The sequence below is a fragment of the Burkholderia sp. Ac-20349 genome (genome assembly GCF_017104865.1).
Classification (GTDB): domain Bacteria; phylum Pseudomonadota; class Gammaproteobacteria; order Burkholderiales; family Burkholderiaceae; genus Burkholderia; species Burkholderia aenigmatica.
Map to the genome: position 1 here is coordinate 1 of NZ_JAAGPM010000135.1, position 21,711 is coordinate 21,711.

Here is a 21,711-nt window from a genome sequence, read left to right on the forward strand (position 1 = left end):
TGCGCTCGCCGGCGTCGCGCGCTGGTCCCTGTTTGCCGCCTGCGTCGCGCTGCCCGCGTGGCTGTGGCCGCATGGCGCGGTGCTCGGCTATCTCGCGCAGACGGCCGCACTCGTCGTGCTCGCCCTGTCGTACAACCTGCAGCTCGGCACGACCGGGTTGCTGTCGTTCGGGCATGCCGCGTTCGCGGGCCTTGGCGCGTTCACGGCCGCGCACTGGTTCAATCACTTTGGCGGCCCGCTGCCGCTGTTGCCGCTCGTCGGCGGCGTGGCCGGTGCCGGGTTCGGCTTCGCCGCCGGGCTGCTCGCGACGCGCCGCTCGGGCACCGCGTTCGCGATGATCACGCTCGGGCTCGGCGAATGCGTTGCGGCCGCCGCGTGGAGCGTGCCCGCCTGGTTCGGCGGGATCGGCGGCGTGCCGATCGACCGTGCGACCGGCACGCCATGGGGCGGCTGGCATTTCGGCGCGCCAGTCCAGGCTTATGCGGTGATCGCGACATGGTGCGTCGTGTCGGCATGGGCCATGCACGCGCTGACGCGCACGCCGCTCGCGCGGCTCGCGAATGCGGTGCGCGACAACCCCGTGCGCGTCGCCGCGCTCGGCACCGATCCGCGCCGCGTGCGGCTCGCGATGGTCACCTGCGCATCGTTTTTCGCTGGCATCGCCGGCACGCTGACGCTGATCGACGTCGAAATCGCGACGCCCGACAGCGTGTCGATGGCACGTTCGGCGACCGTGCTGATCGCCGCGGTGATCGGCGGCACCGGCGCGTTCTTCGGGCCGGCGGCCGGGGCCGTCGTGCTGACCGTGCTGAGCATCGTCGTGGCGGGCGTATCGCGCGCGTGGGCGCTGTATCTCGGCGTGCTGTTCGTCGCGATCGTCGTGGCCGCGCCGCGCGGGATCGCCGGGATCGTGCAAGCGCTCGCGCATGCGTGGCGGCGCGGCGCGCCGGCGGCCGAGCGGTGGCGCATGCTGTGCGCGGTCGGCGCGTGCCTGTTCTGGAGCGTCGCGATCGTCTGCGCGGCCGAGCTCGGCTATGCGTGGCGCTTCGCGCAGGACGACGGCGCGGGCTTCGCGTTCGGCGCCTGGGGTATCGACGCCGACACGCCGGCCGGCTGGGCCGTCGCATGCTCCGCGTTCGGTATCGGCACGCTGCTGTGGGGCTGGCGCGCGCGGCTCGTGCCGGGCGGGCAGGCCGGCAAGCGGGAGGACGGACGATGAACGGCAATGCGATCGCGCTCCACGGCGTCGTGCAGCGCTTCGGCGCGCAGACGGTGCTCGACGGCGTCGAGCTGAGCATCGCGGCCGGCGAGCGTCATGCGCTGATCGGGCCGAACGGTGCGGGCAAGTCGACGCTGTTCGGCGTGATCGCCGGTGCGACGCGGCCCACGCGCGGACGCGTCGTGCTGCACGGCGTCGAGCTGCGCGGGCGCGGGCCGGTCGTCGCGAGCCGGCTCGGCATCGGCCGCAGTTTCCAGCAGACGAGCGCGTTCGCGCGGCTCACCGTGTTCGACAACCTGCGTTGCGCGGCGCTGCATGCGCCGGCCGAACGGCGCCGCTGGTGGAACCGGCTGCGCGAATCGGCGTCGGTCGATCGTGCGGCCGCGCGCGTGCTGCACGACATCGGCCTCGATGCGCACCGCGACACGCTGGCCGGCGAACTGAGCTATGCGGAACAGCGCGCGCTCGATCTCGGGATCGCGCTCGCGAGCGGCGCACGCACGCTGCTGCTCGACGAGCCGACGGCCGGCATGAGCCGTGCGCAGGCGGCGCGGATGATTGCGCTGATTCGTGCGACGACGCAGGGACGCACGGTCCTGCTGATCGAGCACGACATGGATGCGGTGTTCGGCTTCGCCGAACGCATCACGGTGCTCGTGCGCGGCACGGTGGTCGCGACCGGCGCGCCGGAGGCGATCCGCGCCGATCCGGCCGTGCGTGCCGCCTATCTGGGCGAGGGCCATCCATGAGCGCGTTGCTCGAGATTCGCGACCTGCGCGCGTGGTACGGGCTGCAACCGGTGCTCGACGGCGTCGATCTCGCGCTGGCGCCGGGCGAGACGCTCGCGCTGCTCGGCCGCAACGGCTCGGGGCGCTCGACGCTTGCGAAGGCGGTCATGGGGCTCGTGCGCACGGCTGGTTCGGTGCGCATCGCCGGCGCCGAATGCGTGGGCGCACGCACGTTCGAGATCGCGCGGCGCGGCGTCGCTTACGTGGCCGAAAGCCGCGACGTGTTTCCGCTGCTGACGGTACGCGACAACCTGCGGCTCGGGCTGCGCGGCGCCAGCGGTGCGGCCGAACGTGCGGCGCTCGAACGGCTGTTCGAACGCTTTCCGTTGCTGGCCGCGCGCGCGGACGTGAAAGCGGGGCGGTTGTCGGGCGGCGAGCAGCAGGTGCTCGCGCTGGTGCGGGCGCTGGGCGGCCGCCCGCGCGTGCTGCTCGTCCACGAACCGGCCGAAGGGCTCGCGCCGCTGGCGGTCGACGGAGTCGGCGCGTGCCTCGCCGCGCTGCAGGCCGATGGTGTCGCGATCGTGCTGATCGAGCAGCGGCTGCAGTTCGCGCCGCGGCTCGCGCGGCGCGTCGCCGTGATGGGGCGCGGACGGATCGTCTACGACGGCGCGCTCGATGGCCTGGGCGGCGAGGTCGCGAACGCATGGCTGAGCGCCGGCTGACGGTGCGCGCGCGATTGTTCGGCAAACTCTGCCAGTCAATTCGTGCCGAGCTGCTTTATCGCCACCCGGCCGCACAGTAAATTCCCAGTCATGCCGGTCACCGCTTCCACGCCTCCAGGTACCCGCGCGGCAACCGGCGCCATCCATCGAAAGTCTTGGACTGAGGAATGAAATCATGAGCAAGCTGGCAAACAAGGTCGCAATCGTCACCGGCGGATCGAAGGGCATCGGCGCGGCGATCGCGAAGGCACTGGCCGCGGAAGGCGCGTCGGTCGTCGTCAACTATGCGAGCAGCAAGGCGGGTGCCGACGCGGTCGTCGGTGCGATCGTCGAAGCCGGCGGGCGCGCGGTCGCGGTGGGCGGCGACGTATCGAAGGCAGCCGACGCGCAGCGCATCGTCGATACGGCGATCGACACGTACGGCCGTCTCGACGTGCTCGTCAACAATTCCGGCGTGTACGAATTCGGCGCGATCGAGGCGATCACGGAAGAGCATTACCGCCGCCAGTTCGACACGAACGTGTTCGGCGTGCTGCTGATGACGCAGGCAGCCGTCAAGCATCTCGGCGAAGGCGCGAGCATCATCAACATCAGCTCGGTGGTGACCAGCATCACGCCGCCCGCCAGCGCCGTCTATAGCGGTACCAAGGGCGCGGTCGACGCGATCACCGGCGTGCTGGCGCTCGAACTCGGCCCGCGCAAGATTCGCGTGAACGCGATCAACCCGGGGATGATCGTGACCGAGGGCACGCACAGCGCGGGCATCATCGGTTCCGATCTCGACAAGCAGGTGCGTAGCGAGACGCCGCTCGGCCGCCTCGGCGAGCCGGACGACATCGCATCGGTTGCCGTGTTCCTCGCATCGGACGATGCACGCTGGATGACCGGCGAGCATCTCGTCGTGAGCGGCGGGTTGAACTGATCGTGGAGGGCGGGGCATCGGCGCGCCCGCGCCGGCCGCGCCGCCCGTGTCGTTACGCGTGCATCGCGAGCGCGTAACGGCCGACGTGCCACTGCAGGCTCTCGACGACGAGCGCGTGATTGTGTTCCGAATCGAGCCCCGCGATCGTCATCGCGCCGACGATGCCGGCACCGGCGATCCGCAACGGCACGCCGCCGCCGTCGAGCGCATAGTCGTCGTCCGACAGCCCCTGCGACTGCAGCGACCAGCCGGCGCGGCGAAAGCGCTCGCCGACCGCGAGCGAACTGAGGCCGAAGCGCAACACCGTGTTCTGCCGCCGGCGGATCGCGTCGCTGTCATCGGCATGGCTGCCGTCGAGCGCGCAGTAGAACAGCGGCGCCTGCTCGCCGACGATGCTCACGGCGATCGGCAGCCCGCGGCGCGACGCGAGGTTGACCGCGATCTCCCCCATCCGGCGGGCGACCTCCGCATTGAAGCGCGGCAGCGCGGGGTTCGACGCGTCGTTGTCGAAGGCTTGGGGTTCGAGGCGAAAGAGGGTCGTCACCATGGCGGCTCCGTGGCGTCGCCGGCTCTGGGTGCGCGTGCCGGGCGTCGCATCGTCACGGGCCGCGCGCGGGCCCGCCTTTCCATCAGCGCTTCGGTGCGTCGAGCATCCATTCGTGCGCGGGATCGTTCTTGAACGCCCACGCGCGGCTCGGCCCGGCCATCACGTTCAGGTAGTACAGGTTGTAGCCGTGCGGCGCGACCACCGGGTGGTAGCCGCGCGGCACCATCACGACGTCGTGGTCCTCGACCGCGCACGCTTCGTCGAGGCTGCGATCGTCGGTGTACACGCGCTGGAATGCGAAACCCTGCGGCGGATCGATCCGGTGGTAGTAGGTTTCCTCGAGCGACGTTTCGTCGGGCGCCGCGTCGCGATCGTGCTTGTGCGGCGGATAGCTGCTCGAATGGCTGGCCGGCGTGACGACCTCGACCACGAGCAGCCGGTCGGCGGCCGGGTTGTCGCCCATCAGGATGTCGCACACGTAGCGCGTGTTGGTGCCTTGCCCGCGTACCGAGCGGCGCATCCGCTCGCCGTCGAGGCGTTGCACGGGTTTGTCGCCGCTCGCGTACGGCGCGGTGCACAGCGCGATTTCCGCATCGCGCGTCGCGACCAGCGTGACCGTCTTGCCGCCCGGCACGTACAGCGCGTCCGGCGACACGTCCTCGAAGACGCTGTCGCGCTTGCCGAGCGCATCGTAGGTGTTGCCGTCGACGTCCGCGCGCACCGTGCCGGTGAGCACGACGACGCACAGCTCGCGCGTGCCGGTGTCGAGCGTTTCGGTGTCGCCGGCCTTCAGGCGCAGCGCCCGGAAACCGACGTGCTTCCAGCCGGCCGACTCGGGCGTGACGTTGCAGATCTCGCGGTCGGCAGAAGCCTTGACCAGCAGGGGAGAAATCGTCATGGGGTGGGGCTCCGCAATAGAGTAGGGCTCATGCGTTCACGTGCTCACGCGCTCAACCGGTCGACGATCGCGCGCAGCGATTCGTAGCCTTTCTTCGCATACGCATAGCTCGGTGCGACGGCCGGATCCTGCTCGGCCTCGACGACGAGCCAGCCTTCGTAGCCGGCCTCCTTCAGCGTGTGCAGCGTCGCCTCGTAGTCGAGCGCGCCGTCGCCCGGCACGGTGAAGGTGCCGTTGATCACGCCGTTCAGGAAGCTCCAGCCGTCGTTGCGCGCCTGCGTGACGACCTGCGGCCGCACGTCCTTGCAATGCACGTGGACCACCCGCGATACATGCTTCTTCAGCAGCGTCACCGGGTCGGCCGCGCCGCCGAAATACGCGTGGCCGGTATCGAACAGCAGGAACACCTTCGCCGGGTCGGTCAGCGCCATCAGCCGGTCGACGTCGTCGGGCGACTCGACGTACGCGCCCATGTGGTGATGGTAGGCGAGCTTGATCCCGTACGTGTCGAGCAGGTGCGCGCCGAATGCGTCGAGGCGTGCCGCGTAGCGCCGCCAGGCTTCATCGTCGACGAAGCGCGGCCGCTTTGCGACCGGCGTGTCGATGTTGCCCTGGATCGTGCCCGCGCATTCGCCGTAGACCACCACCTTCACGTCGTTGTACTGCAGCTTCGTCATGTGCGCGCGGCAGCGCTCGATCTCGGCGGCGACCGCATCGGCGTCGCTCATGCCCGGCTCGACCTCGGCGAGGAAGCCCGAATACCAGCCCGACACGCACACGAGGCCGAACTCGGCGAGCTTCGCTTTCAGCTCGGGGCCCGTCTTCGGAAACTTGTTGCCGAGCTCGAAGCCCACATAGCCGATTTCGGCGCCTTCCTTCAGCGCCGTTTCGAGCGGCGTCTCGCCGCCGAGCGACGGCAGGTCGTCGTTCATCCACGACAGGGGATTGATACCGATGCGGACGTTCCAGCTCATGACGTGCTTCCTTGGTTCGAATGTGTTGTTCGCGGGGAGGGTTCGTGGGCAGTGCGCGCCATCAGCGCCGCTGCCGGGTCTTCGCATCGAGGTACGCGCGGTGTGCCGACTCGACGCCGGCGCGTTCGGATACTTGCGGCACGGCGACTTCCCACCATGCGCCGCCGTCGTCGGTCGTGCGGCGGTGCGTGGTGTCGATCACGAGCACCTGGCTCTTCTTCGCCGCGCGGGCGCGTTTCATTTCGCTGCGCAGCTCGCCGATGTCGCGCACGTGCACGGCTTCGGCGCCCATCGCGCGCGCATGCATCGCGAAATCGATCGTCGAGCGCTCGCCGCCCTCCGGCACGCAGTCGTCGAGCATGTTGTTGAAGCTCGCGCCGCCGCAATTCAGTTGCAGCCGCTCGATGCAGCCGTAGCCGCGGTTGTCGAGGATCACGACGATGATCTTGCGGCCAAGCATCACCGACGTCGCGAGTTCTGCGTTGAGCATCATGTACGAGCCGTCGCCGACGATCACGATCACTTCGCGCTCGGGCCGCGCGAGCTTCGCGCCGAGGCCGCCCGCGACCTCGTAGCCCATGCACGAGTACGCATAGTCCATGTGGTAGTTGCCCGCCACGCCGCTGCGCCACAGCTTGTGCAGTTCGGCCGGCAGCGTGCCGGCCGCGCACACGACGAGGTCGTCGCGCGCGCTGTCGCGCCCCGCGTCGGCCGCGGAGTCGCGCACCGCGCCGATCACTTCGGCGTCGTACGGCAGCGTGTCGGTCGGCACGCGCGTCGTCAGCTCGGTCACGCGCGCGTTCCACGCGGCGGCCTGGTCGCGGTTGCCTGCCGTCCACGCGGGATCGGCGTGCCAGCCGGCCAGCGCGGCCGACAGCTGGCCGAGGCCCGTGCGCGCATCGGCCACGAGTTGCCGGCCGCGTTTCTTGCCCGCGTCGAACGGCTGCACGTTCAGGCTCAATAGCGTCGCGTTGCCGTAGAGCGCATGCGAGCCGGTCGTGAAGTCCTGCAGCCGCGTGCCGACCGCGAACACCACGTCGGCCTGCGCGGCCGCGCGGTTCGCGGCAGGCGAGCCCGTCACGCCGATCGAGCCGAGATTCAGCGGATGGTCCCACGCGAGGCTGCCCTTGCCGGCCTGCGATTCGGCGACCGGCACGCCATGCGTGTCGGCGAACGCGCGCAGCGCGTCCCACGCCTGGCTGTACAGCACGCCGCCGCCCGCGACGATCAGCGGCTTCTTCGCGGCCTTCAGCACGTCGAGCGCATCGGCGAGCTCGAGCGCGTCGGCCGGCGGCCGGCGCATCCGGATCACCGGCGGCGCGAAGAAATCCTCGGGCCAGTCGTATGCGAAGGTCTGCACGTCCTGCGGCAGCGCGAGGCACACGGGGCCGCATTGCGCGGGATCGGTCATCACCTGGATCGCGCGCGGCAGCGCGACGAGCAGCTGGTCGGGCGACGTGATCCGGTCGAAGTAGCGGGTCACCGGCCGGAAGCAGTCGTTCGCGCTGACGTCGCCTTGTTCGAAATCCTCGACCTGCTGCAGCACCGGGTCGGGCAGCCGCGACACGAACACGTCGCCGGGCAGCAGCAACAGCGGCAGCCGGCCGACGTGCGCGAGCGCGGCCGACGTCAGCATGTTGGTCGCGCCGGGGCCGATGCTCGACGTCACGGCCATCATCCGCTGGCGGAAATTCGCTTTCGCGAACGCGACGGCCGCATTGGCCATCCCTTGCTCGTTGTGGGCGCGGAAGGTCGGCAGGCGGTCTTTTTCAGCGTGCAGCGCCTCGCCGAGCCCGGCCACGTTGCCGTGGCCGAAGATCGCGAACACGCCGCCGCAGTACGGCAGGATCTCGGTGCGGCCGTCGGGCTGGACAACTTCGGCGCGCAGGGCAGCCAGGTAGCGCACGAGCGCCTGGCTGACGGTCAGTCTCACGGTAGAGGTCATGTCGGTCGGTGAAGAGGAATGGGTCATCGCAGGCGGCGCGTCAGGCTGCGGCGGCGCGGGCGGCTGCGGCACGGCGGCCGAGCCACGCATCCACGAGCTGCGCGAAATTGCCGGCGACTTCGTCGATCAGTGCTTGGTCGTCGATCCGGCCGGCGAACCAGTTCAGCGACGCATCGGCCCACAGCGTGCGCCCGACCATGAAGCCCTTGACGATCGGGTTGGTCGCCGAGCGGAAGCTGTCGACGAGATAGTCCAGCGGCTGGTTCAGCCCGAGGATCACCGCGCCGCGGCAGTGCGGATCGCGCTCGGCGATCAGCGCTTCGAGCCGCGCCCAGCCGTCGGCGCTCAGCGGCGTGAGCTTCCACCATTCGGGCATCACGCCGAGGTTGTAGAAGCGCGCGATCGTGCGCAGCACCGCATCGTCCTCGGTGCCGGCCGGCGTGACCGCGCGCGGCGGAATCATTTCCAGCAGCAACTCGTTGCCGCTGGCGCGCGTCGCTTCCCACAGTTCCAGCACGCGCTGCTCCTGTTCGACGCGCAGGTCGACCTGGTCGTCGGGGTGATAGTGAACGAGGCACTTCACGACCTGCTCGGTCGGCCAGTGCGTGAGCGACGAGCCGACCGAGCGCGTTTCGTCGAAACGCAGCGGCCGCGAGCCCGGCAGCTCGACCGGGCGGCCGACCCACCAGCCGCGCCCGGTGGCCGACGCAAGCGCGTCGCTGCCGTAGCCGCCGCCGTCGATCAGCACGCCGACATGGCCTTCGATATGACGATCACGCTCGACCTGTTCGACCGCGCGCACGAGCAGGCGCTTCAGCGTCTTGATCCGCGCTTCGTCCGCGCCGGCCTGCACCGCGAGTTCGTAGAACTGGCTGCGATGGTCGAACGCCATCACGCACAGGTCGTCCCATTCGCGGCGCGGCACCGTCACGCGATGCAGGTGCGCGAGCGTCTGGTCGGCGTCGACCACCGGATTGCGGCTGCCGTCGAACCAGTGCGCGAGCTCGGCCGGCGTCGGCATCGCGGCCGAGCACGCATGGCGCGATACGACGATCGCGCCGCACGCGTTCGCGATGCGCGTCGACTCGGCCCAGTCGCGGCCGCGCAGCAACCCCGACAGCAGGCCCGACAGGAACGCGTCGCCCGCGCCGAGCACGTTGAGCACCTCGACGCGTTCGCCGAGGAAGGTCGGTGCATCGTCGAGGCGGGCCGGAATGTCACCTTCGATCACGCAGCAGCCGAGCGCGCCGCGCTTGACGACCAGCGTCGCGTTCGTGATCTTGCGCACCGCCTGCAACGAGCCGATCACGTCGTGCGGCACGCCGCCCGCGATCAGGAATTCCTCCTCGGTGCCGACCAGCAGGTCGAATTCGCCGAGCACCTGCTGCAGCTGACGCGTTACCTGTGCGTCCGGCACGTAGCGATTCTCGCCCGCGCCACGTGAGGTCAGCCCCCACAGCACGGGCCGGTAGTCGATGTCGAGAATTCGCACGACACCATGGCGACGCGCATAACCGAGCGCGGTCAGCGACGCCTCGCGCGTACCCGGCGTCGACAGGTGCGTGCCCGTGATCGCGAGCGCGCGGCAGCCGGCGATGAAGTCCTCGCGGATCTCGTCGGCGCGCACGGCCATGTCCGCGCAGTTCTCGCGCATGAACAGCAGCGGGAACGTGTCGCGATCCTTCAGCCCGAGCAGCACCAGCGCGGTGAGGCGCTCGCGGTCGGTCTGCAGCTGGCTGGTATCGCAGCCTTCGCGCTCGAGCGTCTCGCGCAGGAAGCGGCCCATCTGCTCGTCGCCGACGCGCGAGATCATCGCGGTCTTCAGCCCGAGCCGGGCCACGCCGAACGCGACGTTGCCGGACGAGCCGCCGAGATACATCTGGAAACTGCGCGCGTCTTCCAGGCGGCTGCCGTACTGCTGCGCATAGAGATCCACGGCCACGCGGCCGAGGCAGGCGAGATCGATGGGGCGGTCACTCGGAAAGTTCAGCAGGCTCATATCACGTGTCACGCTCGCGGCCGGCGTTCGGCGATGCCGGCGGATTAGGGGACCGATCCTCTGGCGGTGATCCGCACCGTGTGCTGCACGACGCGGGACTGCCTGCCACAAGGAATCGGGCTACGGAACGGAGTCTAGACTTTTTGGAAATCCAGTTCCCTAGGTGAAATCACGTAGAAATAAATTTCCAAATTTTCGAGGAAGTGATCTACAGTTTCATCCGGATGCTTCAGTCCGTATCGGACTCGGCCCGGCGGCGCGCAACGCGCCGTCTTCCGCCCCCCGGAGATGAGGAGACAGATTGATCATGAAGACCAAGCTGATGGCCGTCGCGGCCGCCGCGATCCTGGCTGCGCCGCTCGCGCATGCCGAGAAGATCGGCGTGACGATGGCGTCGTTCGACGACACGTTCCTGACCATCCTGCGCAACGGCATCGCCGATTCGGCGAAGAAGGACGGCGCGACGGTACAGATCGAGGACGGCGGCAACGACGTCGGCAAGCAGTTGAGCCAGGTCCAGAACATGATTGCGCAGAAGGTCGACGCGATCATCGTGAACGCGGTCGATACCGACGCGACGCCGAAGATCACCAAGATGGTGACGGCCGCGAAGATCCCGCTCGTGTACGTGAACCGCAAGCCGGTCGATTTCGACAAGCTGCCGGCCGGCGTCGCGGTGGTTGCGTCCGACGAGAAGCAGTCGGGCACGCTGCAGGCGCGCCAGGTGTGCAAGCTGCTCGGCGGCAAGGGCGACCTCCTCGTGCTGATGGGCGAGCTGTCCAACGAATCGGCACGCGCCCGCACCAAGGACATCGAGGACGTGATCGCGACGAAGGATTGCGCGGGCATGAAGATCGTCGACAAGCGCGAAGGCAAGTGGAGCCGCACGCAGGGTCAGGACATCACGATGAACTGGCTGAGCTCCGGCATGAAGTACGACGCGATCATTTCCAACAACGACGAGATGGCGATCGGCGCGATCAATGCGCTGAAGGCTGCGCGCAAGTGGACGCCGAAGACGATCGTCGCGGGTATTGACGCGACGCCGGACGGCCTTGCGTCGATGAAGAGCGGCGAGCTGAAGGTGTCGGTCTACCAGAACGCGGCCGGGCAGGGGCAGCAGGCCGTCGCGGCCGCGCTCAAGCTCGCGAAGAAGCAGCCCGTCGATCGCTACGTGAACGTGCCGTTCGAGCTCGTGACGCCCGAGAACATGGCCCAGTACGCGAAGCACTGAGCGGTGATCCGTTGAACTGCGCGGGCCCGGCGTGGCCGGGTTCGCGCGCGACTCGTCGAGGAACGTCCATGTTTACAGCTAGGATCGCGCGCCCGATGGCCGGCGACGATGCGCCGGCCGCTTCGTCCGGCTCGACCGGCTCGTCGGCCCCGCCGGCTTCTCCCGCGGCCGACTGCGTGCTCGAGGTGCGCGGTGTCGGCAAGTCCTTTCCCGGCGTCGTCGCGCTCGACGGCGTGCAGTTCCGCGTGCGTCGCGGCACCGTCCATGCGTTGATGGGCGAGAACGGCGCGGGCAAGTCGACGCTGATGAAGATCATCGCAGGCGTCTACACGCCCGACCAGGGCGAGATCCTGATCAACGGCGAGCCCGTCGTGCTGAACGGCCCGCTCGATGCGCTCGACCGCGGCATCGCGATGATCCACCAGGAACTCAACCTGATGCCGTACATGACGGTCGCGGAGAACATCTGGATCCGCCGCGAACCGAAGAACCGTTTCGGCCTGATCGATCACGCGGCGCTGCGCCGCCAGACGGCCGAGTTGTTCCAACGGCTGTCGATCGACATCGATCCGGAAACCGACGTGCGCACGCTGACGGTCGCGAGCCGCCAGATGGTCGAGATCGCGAAGGCCGTGTCGTTCGACTCGGACGTGCTGATCATGGACGAGCCGACCTCCGCGCTGACCGACAAGGAAGTCACGCACTTGTTCCGGATCATTCGCCAACTGCGCGAGCAGGGCAAGGGCATCGTCTACATCACGCACAAGATGAACGAGCTGTTCGAGATCGCCGACGAGTTCTCGGTGTTCCGCGACGGCAAGTACATCGGCACGCATGCGTCGAGCGACGTCACGCGCGACGACATCATCCGCATGATGGTCGGGCGCGAGATCACGCAGATGTTCCCGAAGGAGGAGGTGCCGATCGGCGAGGTCGTGCTGTCGGTGCGGAACCTCGGCGTCGACGGCGTGTTCCGCGACGTGAGCTTCGAGCTGCGCGCGGGCGAGATCCTCGGCGTGGCCGGCCTCGTCGGCTCGGGGCGCTCGAACGTCGCGGAGGCGTTGTTCGGCGTCGTGCCGGCCACGACGGGCGAGATCCGGATCGACGGCAAGCCGGTGCGCATTACGACGCCCGCGCAGGCGATGAAGCACGGGATGGCCTTCCTCACCGAAGACCGCAAGGACACCGGCTGCTTCCTGAATCTCGACCTGCTCGCGAACATGGAAGCGGCGGTGCTCAGCAACCGCTACGTGAAGTTCAATTTCGTGCAGCAGGCGCAACTGAAGCGCGACTGCGAGGAAATGAGCCGGATGCTGCGCGTGAAGTCGCCCGGGCTGCACGAGGAAATCCAGAACCTGTCGGGCGGCAACCAGCAGAAGGTGCTGATCGGCCGCTGGCTGCTCACGCAGCCGCGCATCCTGATCCTCGACGAACCGACGCGCGGCATCGACGTCGGCGCGAAGGCCGAGATCCACCGGCTCGTCAGCGCGCTCGCCGGCAAGGGCGTCGCGGTGCTGATGATCTCGTCGGAAATGCCGGAAGTGCTGGGAATGAGCGATCGCGTGATGGTGATGCACGAAGGGCGCATGACCGGCATCGTCGATCGCAAGGACGCCGACCAGGTCCGCATCATGGATCTCGCGTCGCGTTGAGCCGAAACAAGATTGGAGACAAAGCAATGGGCAACCTGAACCCGGTCGCGGATGCGCAGACCATGACCCTCAAGGCGCGGCACACGAAGTGGCCGCCCGAACTGAGCATCTTCCTCGTGCTCGTCGGCATCAGCCTGTTCTTCGAGATCGTCGGCTGGATCGTCGTCGGCCAGAGCTTCCTGTTCAATGCCGAACGGCTCGAGATCATCGTGCTGCAGATGGCCGTGATCGGCATCATCGCGGTCGGCGTGAACCTCGTGATCATCACCAGCGGGATCGACCTGTCGTCGGGCTCGGTCGTGGCCGCCGCGGCGGTCGTCTCGGCCAGTCTCGCGCAGGTGTCCGACTTCCCGCGCGCGGTGTTTCCGCACCTGACCGACTTGCCGATCATCTGGCCGGTGCTGGCCGGCGTGTGTGTCGGGCTGCTGGTCGGTCTGCTGAACGGCTCGCTGATCGCGATGACGGGCATCCCGCCGTTCATCGCGACGCTCGGCACGATGGTGGCCGCGCGCGGCTTCGCGAAGTGGTTCACCAACGGAATGCCGGTGTCGATGCTGACCGACCAGTTCGCGGCCATCGGCGCAGGCGCCAATCCGGTGATCATCTTTCTCGTGATCGCCGCGATCTTCCACGTTGTGCTGCGTTACACGCGCTTCGGCAAGTACACCTATGCGATCGGCGCGAACCGTCACGCGGCCGTCGTGTCGGGTATCAACGTCACGCGCCACCTGATCTTCGTCTACGCGATCGCGGGCCTGCTGAGCGGGATCGCCGGCACCGTGACGGCCGCGCGCGCGATCTCGGGCCAGTCGGGCATGGGCGTGATGTATGAGCTCGACGCGATCGCGGCGGTCGTGATCGGCGGCACGTCGCTGTCGGGCGGCCTCGGCCGCGTGACGGGCACCGTGATCGGCGTGCTGATCCTCGGCGTGATGACGTCGGGCTTCACGTTCATCCGCATCGACGCGTATTACCAGGAGATGGTCAAGGGCGCGATCATCGTCGCGGCCGTGATCGCCGACCAGTACCGCAACAAGAAGAAGCGCCGCTGACCCGTCAAGCATCGCCGGACGCGGGCGGCACGTGCCGCCGCCTGGGTCCGGCATCCGCCACCGTCGAGGACATTCGATGAAGATCGCGCTGGACCCCTACATGATTCGCCACCTGCCGCTCGACCGCCTGCCGCACGCGGTGGCCGAGCTCGGCTACGACCAGATCGAGCTGTCGCCGCGCAGCGATTTCCTCGACTGGTGGGTGATGCCGCGCGCCACGCGCGAACGGATGGCCGCGTTCCGGCAGGCGATGCGCGCGAGCGGCGTCGGCCTTGCGTCGCTGCAGCCGATGTATCGCTGGGCGAGCCCGTTCGAGGACGAGCGGCAATGGGCCGTGCGCTGCTGGAAGAAGGCGATCGAGGTGGCGGTCGACATGGAGTGCGCGCTGATGGTGTCGGAGTTCGGGCGCGGCGCGTCGCCGGAGCGCTCGGTCGGCGAACGGCCGGGCTCGAACCCGAAGGAGCTGTGCGAAGCCGCGTGGTTCCGTTCGATGGACGAGCTGCTGCCGATCCTCGAACGCGAACGCATCGTGCTGTCGGTCGAGCCGCATCCCGAGGACTGGATCGAGCAGCTGCAGCCCGCGATCGACATCGTCACGAACCTCGGCTCGCCGTCGCTGAAGCTGTCGTACATCGCGCCGCACACGTTTTACTACGGCGACGACATGGCCGCGATGATCGCGCAGGCCGCGCCGATCCTCGCACATGTGCGCGTGGCCGACACCTTCGACCACCGCAAGAGCAGCCAGCTGCGCTACATCGTGAACCCGCCCGGTTCGAACCAGATCCGCGTGCACCAGCATCTCGACATCGGGCAGGGCGAGATCGACTGGGACGTGTTCTTCCGCGCGCTCGGCGCGGCAGGCTTCGACGGCGTGATGTCGTCGTGCGTGTTCGCGTGGGAGGACCGCGCGGAAGCATCGTCGCGCTACATGCGCGACACGATCCGGCGCTACGTCGATCGTCATTTCGATCGCACGGCGCGCTGACGAATGGCTGACCGGTGCGGCGCGTGCCGCACCGCCAATGAACGACTGGAGACTTTTAGATGACCTTGCAAATCGGCGTGATCGGCTGCGGTGCGATCGGCCAGGACCATATTCGTAGACTGACCCGCACGCTGTCCGGCGCGCGCGTCGTGGCCGTCAACGACATCGATCCGCAGCAGGCGCGCGACGCGGTGACGAAGTACGCGCTCGACGCCGAAATCTACGGCGACGGCCACGAGGTGGTCGCGGCCGCCGACGTGCAGGCCGTGCTCGTCACGTCGTGGGGGCCGACGCACGAAGCGTTCGTGCTCGACGCGATCGCGCACGGCAAGCCGGTGTTCTGCGAGAAGCCGCTCGCCGTCACGGCCGAAGGCTGCATGCGGATCGTCGAAGCCGAAGCGGCGCACGGCAAGCGGCTCGTGCAGGTCGGCTTCATGCGTCCGTACGACGAAGGCTATCGCGCGCTGAAGCGCGTGATCGACAGCGGCGAGATCGGCGCGCCGCTGATGCTGCATTGCGCGCACCGCAACCAGTCGGTCGGCGAGCGCTACACGACCGACATGGCGATCACCGATACGCTGATCCACGAACTCGACGTGCTGCGCTGGCTGCTCGGCGAGGACTACGTGAGTACGCAGGTCGTCTATCCGAAGAAGACGCGCCATGCGTCCTCGCATCTCGCCGATCCGCAGATCGTGCTGCTGGAAACCGCGCGCGGTGTGCGCATCGACGTCGAGATCTTCGTGAACTGCCAGTACGGCTACGACATCCAGTGCGAGGTGGTGGGCGAGCAGGGCATCGCGAAGCTGCCCGATCCGCCGGCCGTGGGGCTCAAGCATGCGGCGCGGCAGTCGGTCGAGATCATGACCGACTGGAAGGAGCGCTTCATCGCGTCGTACGACGTCGAGCTGCAGGCGTTCATCGACGGCGTGCGACAGGGCGTGCTGACCGGGCCGTCCGCCTGGGACGGCTACGCGGCGGCGGTCGCGGCCGACGCCTGCGTGCGTGCGCAAAAGAGCGGGGCGGTCGAGCCGATCGCGATGGCCGAACGCCCTGCGTTCTATCGCGGCTGAGCCGCAGCCGCCTACCTGCCGGACTGACCGACATGACGATGAAGATGGGTTGCGCACCGTGCTGCTGGGGTGTCGACGACGTGAAGAACCCGCACCTGCCGCCGTGGCGGCAGGTGCTCGCCGAGGCGGCCGAGGCCGGCTACTCGGGTATCGAGCTTGGGCCATACGGCTACATCCCGCTGGAACTCGACGTGGTGAGCGCGGAGCTCGAGCGGCAGCGCCTGAGCATCACCGCCGGCACGATCTTCGACGATCTCGTATCGCCGGAGAACCTGCCGAACCTGTTGCGCCAGGCGCGCGACATCTGCGCACTGATCACGCGGCTGCCGAAGCTGCCGACGCAGGACGGCCAGCGCTACGCGGCGCCGTACCTGGTCGTGATGGACTGGGGCCACGAGGAACGCGATTACGCGGCCGGCCACGCCGATCGCGCGCCGCGGCTGTCGGACGCAAGCTGGTCGACGATGGTCGAGCACATCCGGCAGATCGCGACGATCGCGCGCGACGAATTCGGCGTGCGCACGGTGATCCATCCGCATGCGGGCGGCTATATCGAGTTCGCGGACGAGATCGACCGGATCGTCGCCGACATTCCGGCCGACACGGCCGGCCTCTGTCTCGACACGGGCCACCTGTACTACTCGGGCATGGATCCGGAAACCTGGCTGCGCCGCCACGCGGCGCGCCTCGACTACGTGCATTTCAAGGACATCGACGCGGCCGTGTACGACGCGGTGATGGGCGAGCACATCGCGTTCTTCGCGGCTTGCGCGCGCGGCGTGATGTGCCCGATCGGCAAGGGCGTGCTCGACTACCGGTCGATCAAGCAGGCGCTCGACGAGATCGGCTACGCCGGCTACATCACGATCGAACAGGAGCGCGACCCGCGCAATGCCGGCACGAGCCTGCGCGACGTGGCCGCGAGCCGCGCGTTTCTCGCGTCGGCCGGTTTCGCTTGATGATCTGAATACGGACAAGGAACGACACAATCATGATCGACGGACAGATTCTGCTTGGACATTCGATTCGCTGGGGCATGGTCGGCGGCGGGCTCGGCAGCCAGATCGGCTACAGCCACCGGTCGGCCGCGTTGCGCGACGGCAGCTTCCAGCTGGTCGCCGGCGCGTTCGACATCGATCCCGAACGCGGCCGCCAGTTCGGCGTGAAGCTCGGCGTCGCGGCGGAGCGCTGCTATCCCGACTACGCGACGATGTTCGACGCCGAGGCGCGCCGCCCGGACGGCATTCGCGCGGTGTCGATCGCGACGCCGAACAACACGCACTTCGAGATCTGCCGTGCCGCGCTGAACGCGGGGCTGCACGTGGTCTGCGAGAAGCCGCTGTGCTTCACGACCGAGGAGGCCGAAACGCTGCAGCGGCTGTCGGTCGAGAAGAACCGGATCGTCGGCGTCGCGTACGGCTACTCCGGACACCAGATGATCGAACAGGCACGCGAGATGATCGCGCGCGGCGATCTCGGCGAGATCCGCATCGTGCAGATGCAGTTCGCGCACGGGTTCCACAGCGAGGGCGTCGAGGCCGCGAGCGCGGCTGCGCGCTGGCGCGTCGACCCGAAGTTCGCGGGCCCGAGCTACGTGCTCGGCGACATCGGCACGCATCCGCTGTACATCTCCGAAGTGATGGCGCCCGAGCTGAAGATCCGGCGGCTGATGTGTTCGCGGCAGAGCTTCGTGAAGAGCCGCGCGCCGCTGGAAGACAACGCGTTCACGATCATGGAATACGACACGGGCGCGGTCGGCTACGTGTGGTCGAGCGCGGTGAACGCGGGCTCGATGCACGGCCAGAAGGTGCGCGTGATCGGCTCGAAGGCGAGCGTCGAGTGGTGGGACGAGCATCCGAACCAGTTGCGCTACGAAGTGCAGGGGCAGCCCGCGCAGGTGCTCGATCGCGGGATGGGCTATCTGCATCCGCACGCATTGCGCGAGGATCGCATCGGCGCCGGGCATCCGGAAGGGTTGTTCGAGGCCTGGTCGAATCTCTATGCGCGTTTCGCGCTCGCAATGGATGCGGCCGATCGTGGCGACGCCGCGGCGTTGAAGAACATCCGCTATCCGGACGTCCATGCGGGCGTGGAAGGCGTGCGCTGGGTCGAGAACTGCGTGCGCTCGGCCGATGCGGGCGGCGTGTGGGTCGACTATCGTTGAACCGGCGGCACGGGCCGGCTGCGGCGCGCTGCGCGCCCGTCGTGCAAGGCTTCGCACCGACGGCCGGCCTTGGTAGACACCCTAATCTTTACGACGCCGCGAGAGCGTTGGACAATCGCTTCCAGCATTGCCGTGGAGCGTAGGCAAGTGATGATCGAGCGCGTGGGAGCGAGCACGCGGCGCGGGCCGCGCCGCAAACGTGATTAAATTCGCCCTTCATGCATGTATCCAGGTGAGTCCCGGGCCGCGCCCGTCAGTATCGCGCGCACGTCGGGGCCGTCAACTTCGCGCTATCCGATGAGTTCATCCGAGAAACCTCCCGCCACCGTCGAGCAGTTCCTGCAGCATCTGACGCAGGAGTACGACGGCCTCAGCAATCGCCTGAAGGTGATTGCGCGCCACGTGGAAACGCATCGGGACCAGCTTGGCCTGGAAGGCATCCAGTCGCTCGCGGAAGCGTGCGGCGTCCAGCCGTCGGCCGTCGTGCGCTTCGCGAAGCATTTCGGCTTCTCCGGTTTCTCCGAGATGCAGAAGCTGTTCCGCGAGGGGCTCGCGCAACAGATCGCGCCGGGGCGCGCGTACAACCTGCGGCTGCGCGACGTGATCGAATCGGGCTCGTCGAGCCTGCAGCCCGAGCAGATCGCCGACGAGTTCATCAAGGGCAGTATTGCCGGGATGCAGCAGCTGCGGCAGACGCTCGATTCGCAGGCGCTCGCGCAGGCCGTCGACCTGCTCGCCGACACGCAGGCGATCTGGATCGCGGGCTCGCGGCGCGCGTTTCCGATCGCCGTGTACCTCGACTACGCGCTGCAGCACACCGACAAGCGCATCGGCCTGTTCAGCGCGCTCGGCAGCATGCATCTCGGCCAGATCCGCTCGGTGCGCGAGGGCGACGTGATGATCGTCATCTCGTTCATGCCGTACGCGGAGGAAACCGTGCAGGTCGCGCAACAGGCCGTGCAGCGCGGCGCGCGGCTGATCGCGATCACCGACAGCCGGATGAGCCCGCTGGCGCGGGAGGCCGAGGTGACGCTGATGGTGCAGGACAGCGCGACGTTCGGCTTCCGCGCACTGACGGCCACGATGGGGCTCGCACAGAGCCTGTTCGTCGCGCTCGCGTACCGGCTCGAACTGTCGTACCTGCCGACCGCCGACGGCGCGCACGGCACGCAGGCCGGCTGACGCATCCTGCCGGCGTACCGCCCGCGCGACCGATCGGCGGGCGGCGTGCCGTCAGGCGCTTACTTCGCGGTCGGCATCGCGAATTCGGCGCCCTTGCCGATGCTCGACGACCAGCGCTGCATCACCGACTTCTGGCGCGTATAGAAGCGCACGCCTTCCTCGCCGTATGCGTGCATGTCGCCGAACAGGCTCTTCTTCCAGCCGCCGAAGCCATGCCACGCCATCGGCACCGGAATCGGCACGTTGATGCCGACCATGCCGACCTGGATGCGCCGCGAGAACTCGCGCGCGATGCCGCCGTCGCTCGTGAAGCACGACACGCCGTTGCCGAATTCATGCGCGTTGATCAGGTCGACCGCCTCGCCGAAATCCTTCACGCGCACGCAACCGAGCACGGGCCCGAAGATTTCTTCCTTGTAGATGCGCATGTCGGGCGTCACGTGGTCGAACAGCGTGCCGCCGGTGAAGAAGCCTGCCTCGCGGCCCGGCACGCGCAGCCCGCGGCCGTCGACCACCAGTTGCGCGCCTTCGTTCACGCCTTGCTCGATATAGCCTTCGATGCGCTTCAGTGCATCGCCGGTGACGATCGGGCCCATCTCGACTTCCGGCGACATGCCGTCGCCGATCACCAGCTTGCGCGCGCGCTCGGCCACCAGCGGCACGATCTTGTCCGCAATGTCGCCGACCAGCACCGCGACGCTGATCGCCATGCAGCGTTCGCCGGCCGAGCCGTACGCGGCGCCGATCAGTGCATCGACGGCCTGCTCGAGGTTCGCGTCGGGCATCACGACGAGGTGATTCTTCGCACCGCCGAGTGCCTGCACGCGCTTGCCGGACTGCACGGCGCGCTGCTGCACATAGGCCGCGATCGGCGTCGAGCCGACGAAGCTGACGGCTTGCACGTCCGGGTGGTCGAGCAGTGCGTCGACCGCGCCCTTGTCGCCCTGCACGACGTTGAACACGCCGGCCGGCAGCCCGGCCTGCGTGAGCAGGTCGGCGATGAACAAGGCCGCCGACGGGTCGCGCTCGCTCGGCTTCAGCACGAACGTGTTGCCCGTCGCGATCGCGACCGGGAACATCCAGCACGGCACCATGCACGGGAAGTTGAACGGCGTGATGCCCGCGACGACGCCGAGCGGCTGGCGCATCGTCCAGTTGTCGATGCCGGTGCTGACCTGGTCGGTGAAGTCGCCCTTCAGGAGCTGCGGCACGCCGCAGGCGAATTCGATGATGTCGATGCCGCGGGCGACTTCGCCCTGCGCGTCGGAGAACACCTTGCCGTGCTCGGCCGTGATGATCGCCGCGAGGGCGTCGCGGTGCTCGTTCATCAGTTGCAGGAAGCGGTGCATGACGCGCGCGCGGCGGATCGGCGGCGTCGCGGCCCAGGCCGGGAACGCGGCGTGGGCCGACGCGACGGCCCGTTGCACTTCGCTGTCGTCGGCGAGCGCCACGCGGCGCACCGCGCGGCCGAGCGCGGGATTGAGAACGTCCTGGAAGCGGCCGCTGCGGCCGGCGACGGGCGCGCCGTCGACATAGTGGCCGACATCGGCGTCGGAGGTGTACGCGGGAACCGGATTCATTGTGTCTCCTGGGGATCGGGTGGGAGTGGACAGCACCCAGTCTAGGCAAACGATCAGGGCGGGAGAAGGCCGCGCAGCTTGATTCACTGTTCAGAATTCTGAATAATCACCGGATGAATCAGCAAAATGTCCAGGCGCTCTGGCCGCATATCCATTCGCTGACGGTGCTGGCCGCGGCCGGCAGTTTCACGGCCGCCGCGCAGCGGCTCGGCATCAGCAAGGCCGCGATGAGCCAGCGCATCGCCGATCTCGAAAAGGCGGCCGGCGTGCCGCTCGTGCGGCGCACGACGCGCAGCGTGCGGCTCACCGACGCGGGCCAGACGCTCGTCGACAGCACGCGCGACGCGTTCGAGTCGATCGGGCAGCACTTCGCGCGCGTGAAGGATCTGGCCGGCGAGCCGCGCGGCCTGCTGCGCGTGACGGTGCCGGTCGCGCTCGGGCGCCAGCAGGTCGTGCCGCATCTGCCCGATTTCCTGCGGCAGCATCCGGGCGTGCAGATCGAGCTCGACCTGTCGGACCGGCTGCATTCGCTGACGCAGGAGGGCTTCGACCTCGCGATCCGCCATACGACCACCGCGCCGCAGACCCACGTCGCGTGGAAGCTGTGCGACACGCGCTCGCTGCTCGTCGCGAGCCGCGACTACCTCGACGCGCGCGGCGCGCCGCGGCACCCGAGCGAGCTCGTCGACCACAGCTGCCTGAGCTACCTGCCCGACAACTTTGCCCAAACGGCGGCGATGGACACCATCGTCAGCACGTTCAGCGACATGGGCGTGGCCGTGTACGAACAAGCGCCGGACGCCGAAGCGCTGCTGCTAACCGAGGCTGCGCC

The 21,711-nt window shown here is 68.4% G+C and carries 19 protein-coding genes; 13 read left to right on the top strand and 6 right to left on the bottom strand.

Annotation, left to right across the window (positions count from 1 at the left end; genetic code table 11):
* Positions 1 to 28 precede the first annotated feature (28 nt).
* The 4 genes from G3N61_RS30995 to G3N61_RS31010 all read left to right on the top strand — a co-directional run bounded on the left by G3N61_RS30995 (position 29) and on the right by G3N61_RS31010 (position 3,591).
* Entirely contained in the window at positions 29 to 1,219 is a 1,191-nt protein-coding gene (locus G3N61_RS30995) for a branched-chain amino acid ABC transporter permease (protein ID WP_205824321.1), read from the top strand.
* Positions 1,216 to 1,968, top strand: coding sequence for an ABC transporter ATP-binding protein (locus G3N61_RS31000; RefSeq protein WP_043182479.1), 753 nt, complete (start codon positions 1,216 to 1,218; stop codon positions 1,966 to 1,968). Before G3N61_RS30995 ends, G3N61_RS31000 begins: the two co-directional genes overlap by 4 nt.
* A complete protein-coding gene (locus G3N61_RS31005; RefSeq protein WP_205824315.1) occupies positions 1,965 to 2,669 on the top strand; it encodes an ATP-binding cassette domain-containing protein in 705 nt (234 codons plus the stop codon). The genes G3N61_RS31000 and G3N61_RS31005 overlap by 4 nt, the downstream gene beginning before the upstream one ends.
* Positions 2,670 to 2,844: 175 nt before the next feature.
* The gene (locus G3N61_RS31010) at positions 2,845 to 3,591 is read left to right on the top strand and encodes a glucose 1-dehydrogenase (protein WP_043182481.1); all 747 of its coding nucleotides are present in this window, start codon (positions 2,845 to 2,847) and stop codon (positions 3,589 to 3,591) included.
* 52 nt (positions 3,592 to 3,643) lie between these two features.
* Here G3N61_RS31010 and G3N61_RS31015 read toward each other — a convergent pair whose 3' ends face one another.
* The 5 genes from G3N61_RS31015 to iolC form a co-directional block, all read right to left on the bottom strand.
* Complete coding sequence (locus G3N61_RS31015) at positions 3,644 to 4,138, bottom strand: heme-degrading domain-containing protein (RefSeq protein ID WP_205824316.1); 495 nt, start codon at positions 4,136 to 4,138, stop codon at positions 3,644 to 3,646.
* Positions 4,139 to 4,220: 82 nt separating this feature from the next.
* The gene (iolB, locus tag G3N61_RS31020; protein WP_175021946.1) at positions 4,221 to 5,036 is read right to left on the bottom strand and encodes a 5-deoxy-glucuronate isomerase; all 816 of its coding nucleotides are present in this window, start codon (positions 5,034 to 5,036) and stop codon (positions 4,221 to 4,223) included.
* A gap of 44 nt (positions 5,037 to 5,080) precedes the next feature.
* On the bottom strand, positions 5,081 to 6,010 hold the full coding sequence (gene iolE, locus G3N61_RS31025) for a myo-inosose-2 dehydratase (protein ID WP_089450333.1): 930 nt from the start codon (positions 6,008 to 6,010) through the stop codon (positions 5,081 to 5,083).
* Positions 6,011 to 6,071: 61 nt separating this feature from the next.
* The gene (iolD, locus tag G3N61_RS31030) at positions 6,072 to 7,955 is read right to left on the bottom strand and encodes a 3D-(3,5/4)-trihydroxycyclohexane-1,2-dione acylhydrolase (decyclizing) (RefSeq protein WP_205824322.1); all 1,884 of its coding nucleotides are present in this window, start codon (positions 7,953 to 7,955) and stop codon (positions 6,072 to 6,074) included.
* A gap of 40 nt (positions 7,956 to 7,995) precedes the next feature.
* A complete protein-coding gene (iolC, locus tag G3N61_RS31035; RefSeq protein WP_205824317.1) occupies positions 7,996 to 9,954 on the bottom strand; it encodes a 5-dehydro-2-deoxygluconokinase in 1,959 nt (652 codons plus the stop codon).
* 307 nt (positions 9,955 to 10,261) lie between these two features.
* On the opposite strand from iolC, the gene G3N61_RS31040 reads away from it, so the two are divergent.
* From G3N61_RS31040 to G3N61_RS31075, 8 genes are all read left to right on the top strand, one after another.
* Positions 10,262 to 11,188 (top strand): sugar ABC transporter substrate-binding protein, encoded by a 927-nt coding sequence (locus G3N61_RS31040; protein WP_043182491.1) that lies wholly within the window; start codon positions 10,262 to 10,264, stop codon positions 11,186 to 11,188.
* A 68-nt stretch (positions 11,189 to 11,256) separates the two neighbouring features.
* The gene (locus G3N61_RS31045) at positions 11,257 to 12,840 is read left to right on the top strand and encodes a sugar ABC transporter ATP-binding protein (protein ID WP_089450335.1); all 1,584 of its coding nucleotides are present in this window, start codon (positions 11,257 to 11,259) and stop codon (positions 12,838 to 12,840) included.
* 26 nt (positions 12,841 to 12,866) lie between these two features.
* A complete protein-coding gene (locus G3N61_RS31050; protein WP_043182493.1) occupies positions 12,867 to 13,892 on the top strand; it encodes an ABC transporter permease in 1,026 nt (341 codons plus the stop codon).
* A 76-nt stretch (positions 13,893 to 13,968) separates the two neighbouring features.
* Positions 13,969 to 14,880: a sugar phosphate isomerase/epimerase gene (locus G3N61_RS31055; protein WP_205824318.1), complete on the top strand. Its 912-nt coding sequence runs from the start codon at positions 13,969 to 13,971 to the stop codon at positions 14,878 to 14,880.
* A 59-nt stretch (positions 14,881 to 14,939) separates the two neighbouring features.
* Entirely contained in the window at positions 14,940 to 15,953 is a 1,014-nt protein-coding gene (locus tag G3N61_RS31060; protein WP_089450337.1) for a Gfo/Idh/MocA family oxidoreductase, read from the top strand.
* 32 nt (positions 15,954 to 15,985) lie between these two features.
* Positions 15,986 to 16,912 (top strand): TIM barrel protein, encoded by a 927-nt coding sequence (locus G3N61_RS31065; RefSeq protein WP_205824319.1) that lies wholly within the window; start codon positions 15,986 to 15,988, stop codon positions 16,910 to 16,912.
* Between the two features lie 32 nt (positions 16,913 to 16,944).
* The gene (locus G3N61_RS31070; protein WP_043182498.1) at positions 16,945 to 18,117 is read left to right on the top strand and encodes a Gfo/Idh/MocA family oxidoreductase; all 1,173 of its coding nucleotides are present in this window, start codon (positions 16,945 to 16,947) and stop codon (positions 18,115 to 18,117) included.
* 297 nt (positions 18,118 to 18,414) lie between these two features.
* Complete coding sequence (locus G3N61_RS31075) at positions 18,415 to 19,299, top strand: MurR/RpiR family transcriptional regulator (RefSeq protein ID WP_043182499.1); 885 nt, start codon at positions 18,415 to 18,417, stop codon at positions 19,297 to 19,299.
* A gap of 59 nt (positions 19,300 to 19,358) precedes the next feature.
* Here G3N61_RS31075 and G3N61_RS31080 read toward each other — a convergent pair whose 3' ends face one another.
* Positions 19,359 to 20,879 (bottom strand): CoA-acylating methylmalonate-semialdehyde dehydrogenase, encoded by a 1,521-nt coding sequence (locus tag G3N61_RS31080; RefSeq protein ID WP_043182501.1) that lies wholly within the window; start codon positions 20,877 to 20,879, stop codon positions 19,359 to 19,361.
* A gap of 113 nt (positions 20,880 to 20,992) precedes the next feature.
* Between G3N61_RS31080 and G3N61_RS31085 the strand changes: the two genes are divergently transcribed.
* The coding region (locus G3N61_RS31085) for a LysR substrate-binding domain-containing protein (RefSeq protein WP_205824320.1) at positions 20,993 to 21,711 on the top strand (719 nt) is incomplete at its 3' end.

Excerpts from the sequence above, each read along its gene's own strand:
- G3N61_RS31065 (WP_205824319.1), top strand. The coding sequence starts at position 15,986 with ATGACGATGAAGATGGGTTGCGCACCGTGCTGCTGGGGTGTCGACGAC.
- iolB (WP_175021946.1), bottom strand. The coding sequence starts at position 5,036 with ATGACGATTTCTCCCCTGCTGGTCAAGGCTTCTGCCGACCGCGAGATC.
- G3N61_RS31070 (WP_043182498.1), top strand. The coding sequence starts at position 16,945 with ATGATCGACGGACAGATTCTGCTTGGACATTCGATTCGCTGGGGCATG.
- iolE (WP_089450333.1), bottom strand. The coding sequence starts at position 6,010 with ATGAGCTGGAACGTCCGCATCGGTATCAATCCCCTGTCGTGGATGAAC.
- G3N61_RS31010 (WP_043182481.1), top strand. The coding sequence starts at position 2,845 with ATGAGCAAGCTGGCAAACAAGGTCGCAATCGTCACCGGCGGATCGAAG.
- G3N61_RS31075 (WP_043182499.1), top strand. The coding sequence starts at position 18,415 with ATGAGTTCATCCGAGAAACCTCCCGCCACCGTCGAGCAGTTCCTGCAG.
- iolD (WP_205824322.1), bottom strand. The coding sequence starts at position 7,955 with ATGACCTCTACCGTGAGACTGACCGTCAGCCAGGCGCTCGTGCGCTAC.
- G3N61_RS31080 (WP_043182501.1), bottom strand. The coding sequence starts at position 20,879 with ATGAATCCGGTTCCCGCGTACACCTCCGACGCCGATGTCGGCCACTAT.
- G3N61_RS31060 (WP_089450337.1), top strand. The coding sequence starts at position 14,940 with ATGACCTTGCAAATCGGCGTGATCGGCTGCGGTGCGATCGGCCAGGAC.
- G3N61_RS31050 (WP_043182493.1), top strand. The coding sequence starts at position 12,867 with ATGGGCAACCTGAACCCGGTCGCGGATGCGCAGACCATGACCCTCAAG.
- G3N61_RS31015 (WP_205824316.1), bottom strand. The coding sequence starts at position 4,138 with ATGGTGACGACCCTCTTTCGCCTCGAACCCCAAGCCTTCGACAACGAC.
- G3N61_RS31045 (WP_089450335.1), top strand. The coding sequence starts at position 11,257 with ATGTTTACAGCTAGGATCGCGCGCCCGATGGCCGGCGACGATGCGCCG.
- G3N61_RS31005 (WP_205824315.1), top strand. The coding sequence starts at position 1,965 with ATGAGCGCGTTGCTCGAGATTCGCGACCTGCGCGCGTGGTACGGGCTG.
- G3N61_RS31000 (WP_043182479.1), top strand. The coding sequence starts at position 1,216 with ATGAACGGCAATGCGATCGCGCTCCACGGCGTCGTGCAGCGCTTCGGC.
- G3N61_RS31040 (WP_043182491.1), top strand. The coding sequence starts at position 10,262 with ATGAAGACCAAGCTGATGGCCGTCGCGGCCGCCGCGATCCTGGCTGCG.
- G3N61_RS31055 (WP_205824318.1), top strand. The coding sequence starts at position 13,969 with ATGAAGATCGCGCTGGACCCCTACATGATTCGCCACCTGCCGCTCGAC.
- iolC (WP_205824317.1), bottom strand. The coding sequence starts at position 9,954 with ATGAGCCTGCTGAACTTTCCGAGTGACCGCCCCATCGATCTCGCCTGC.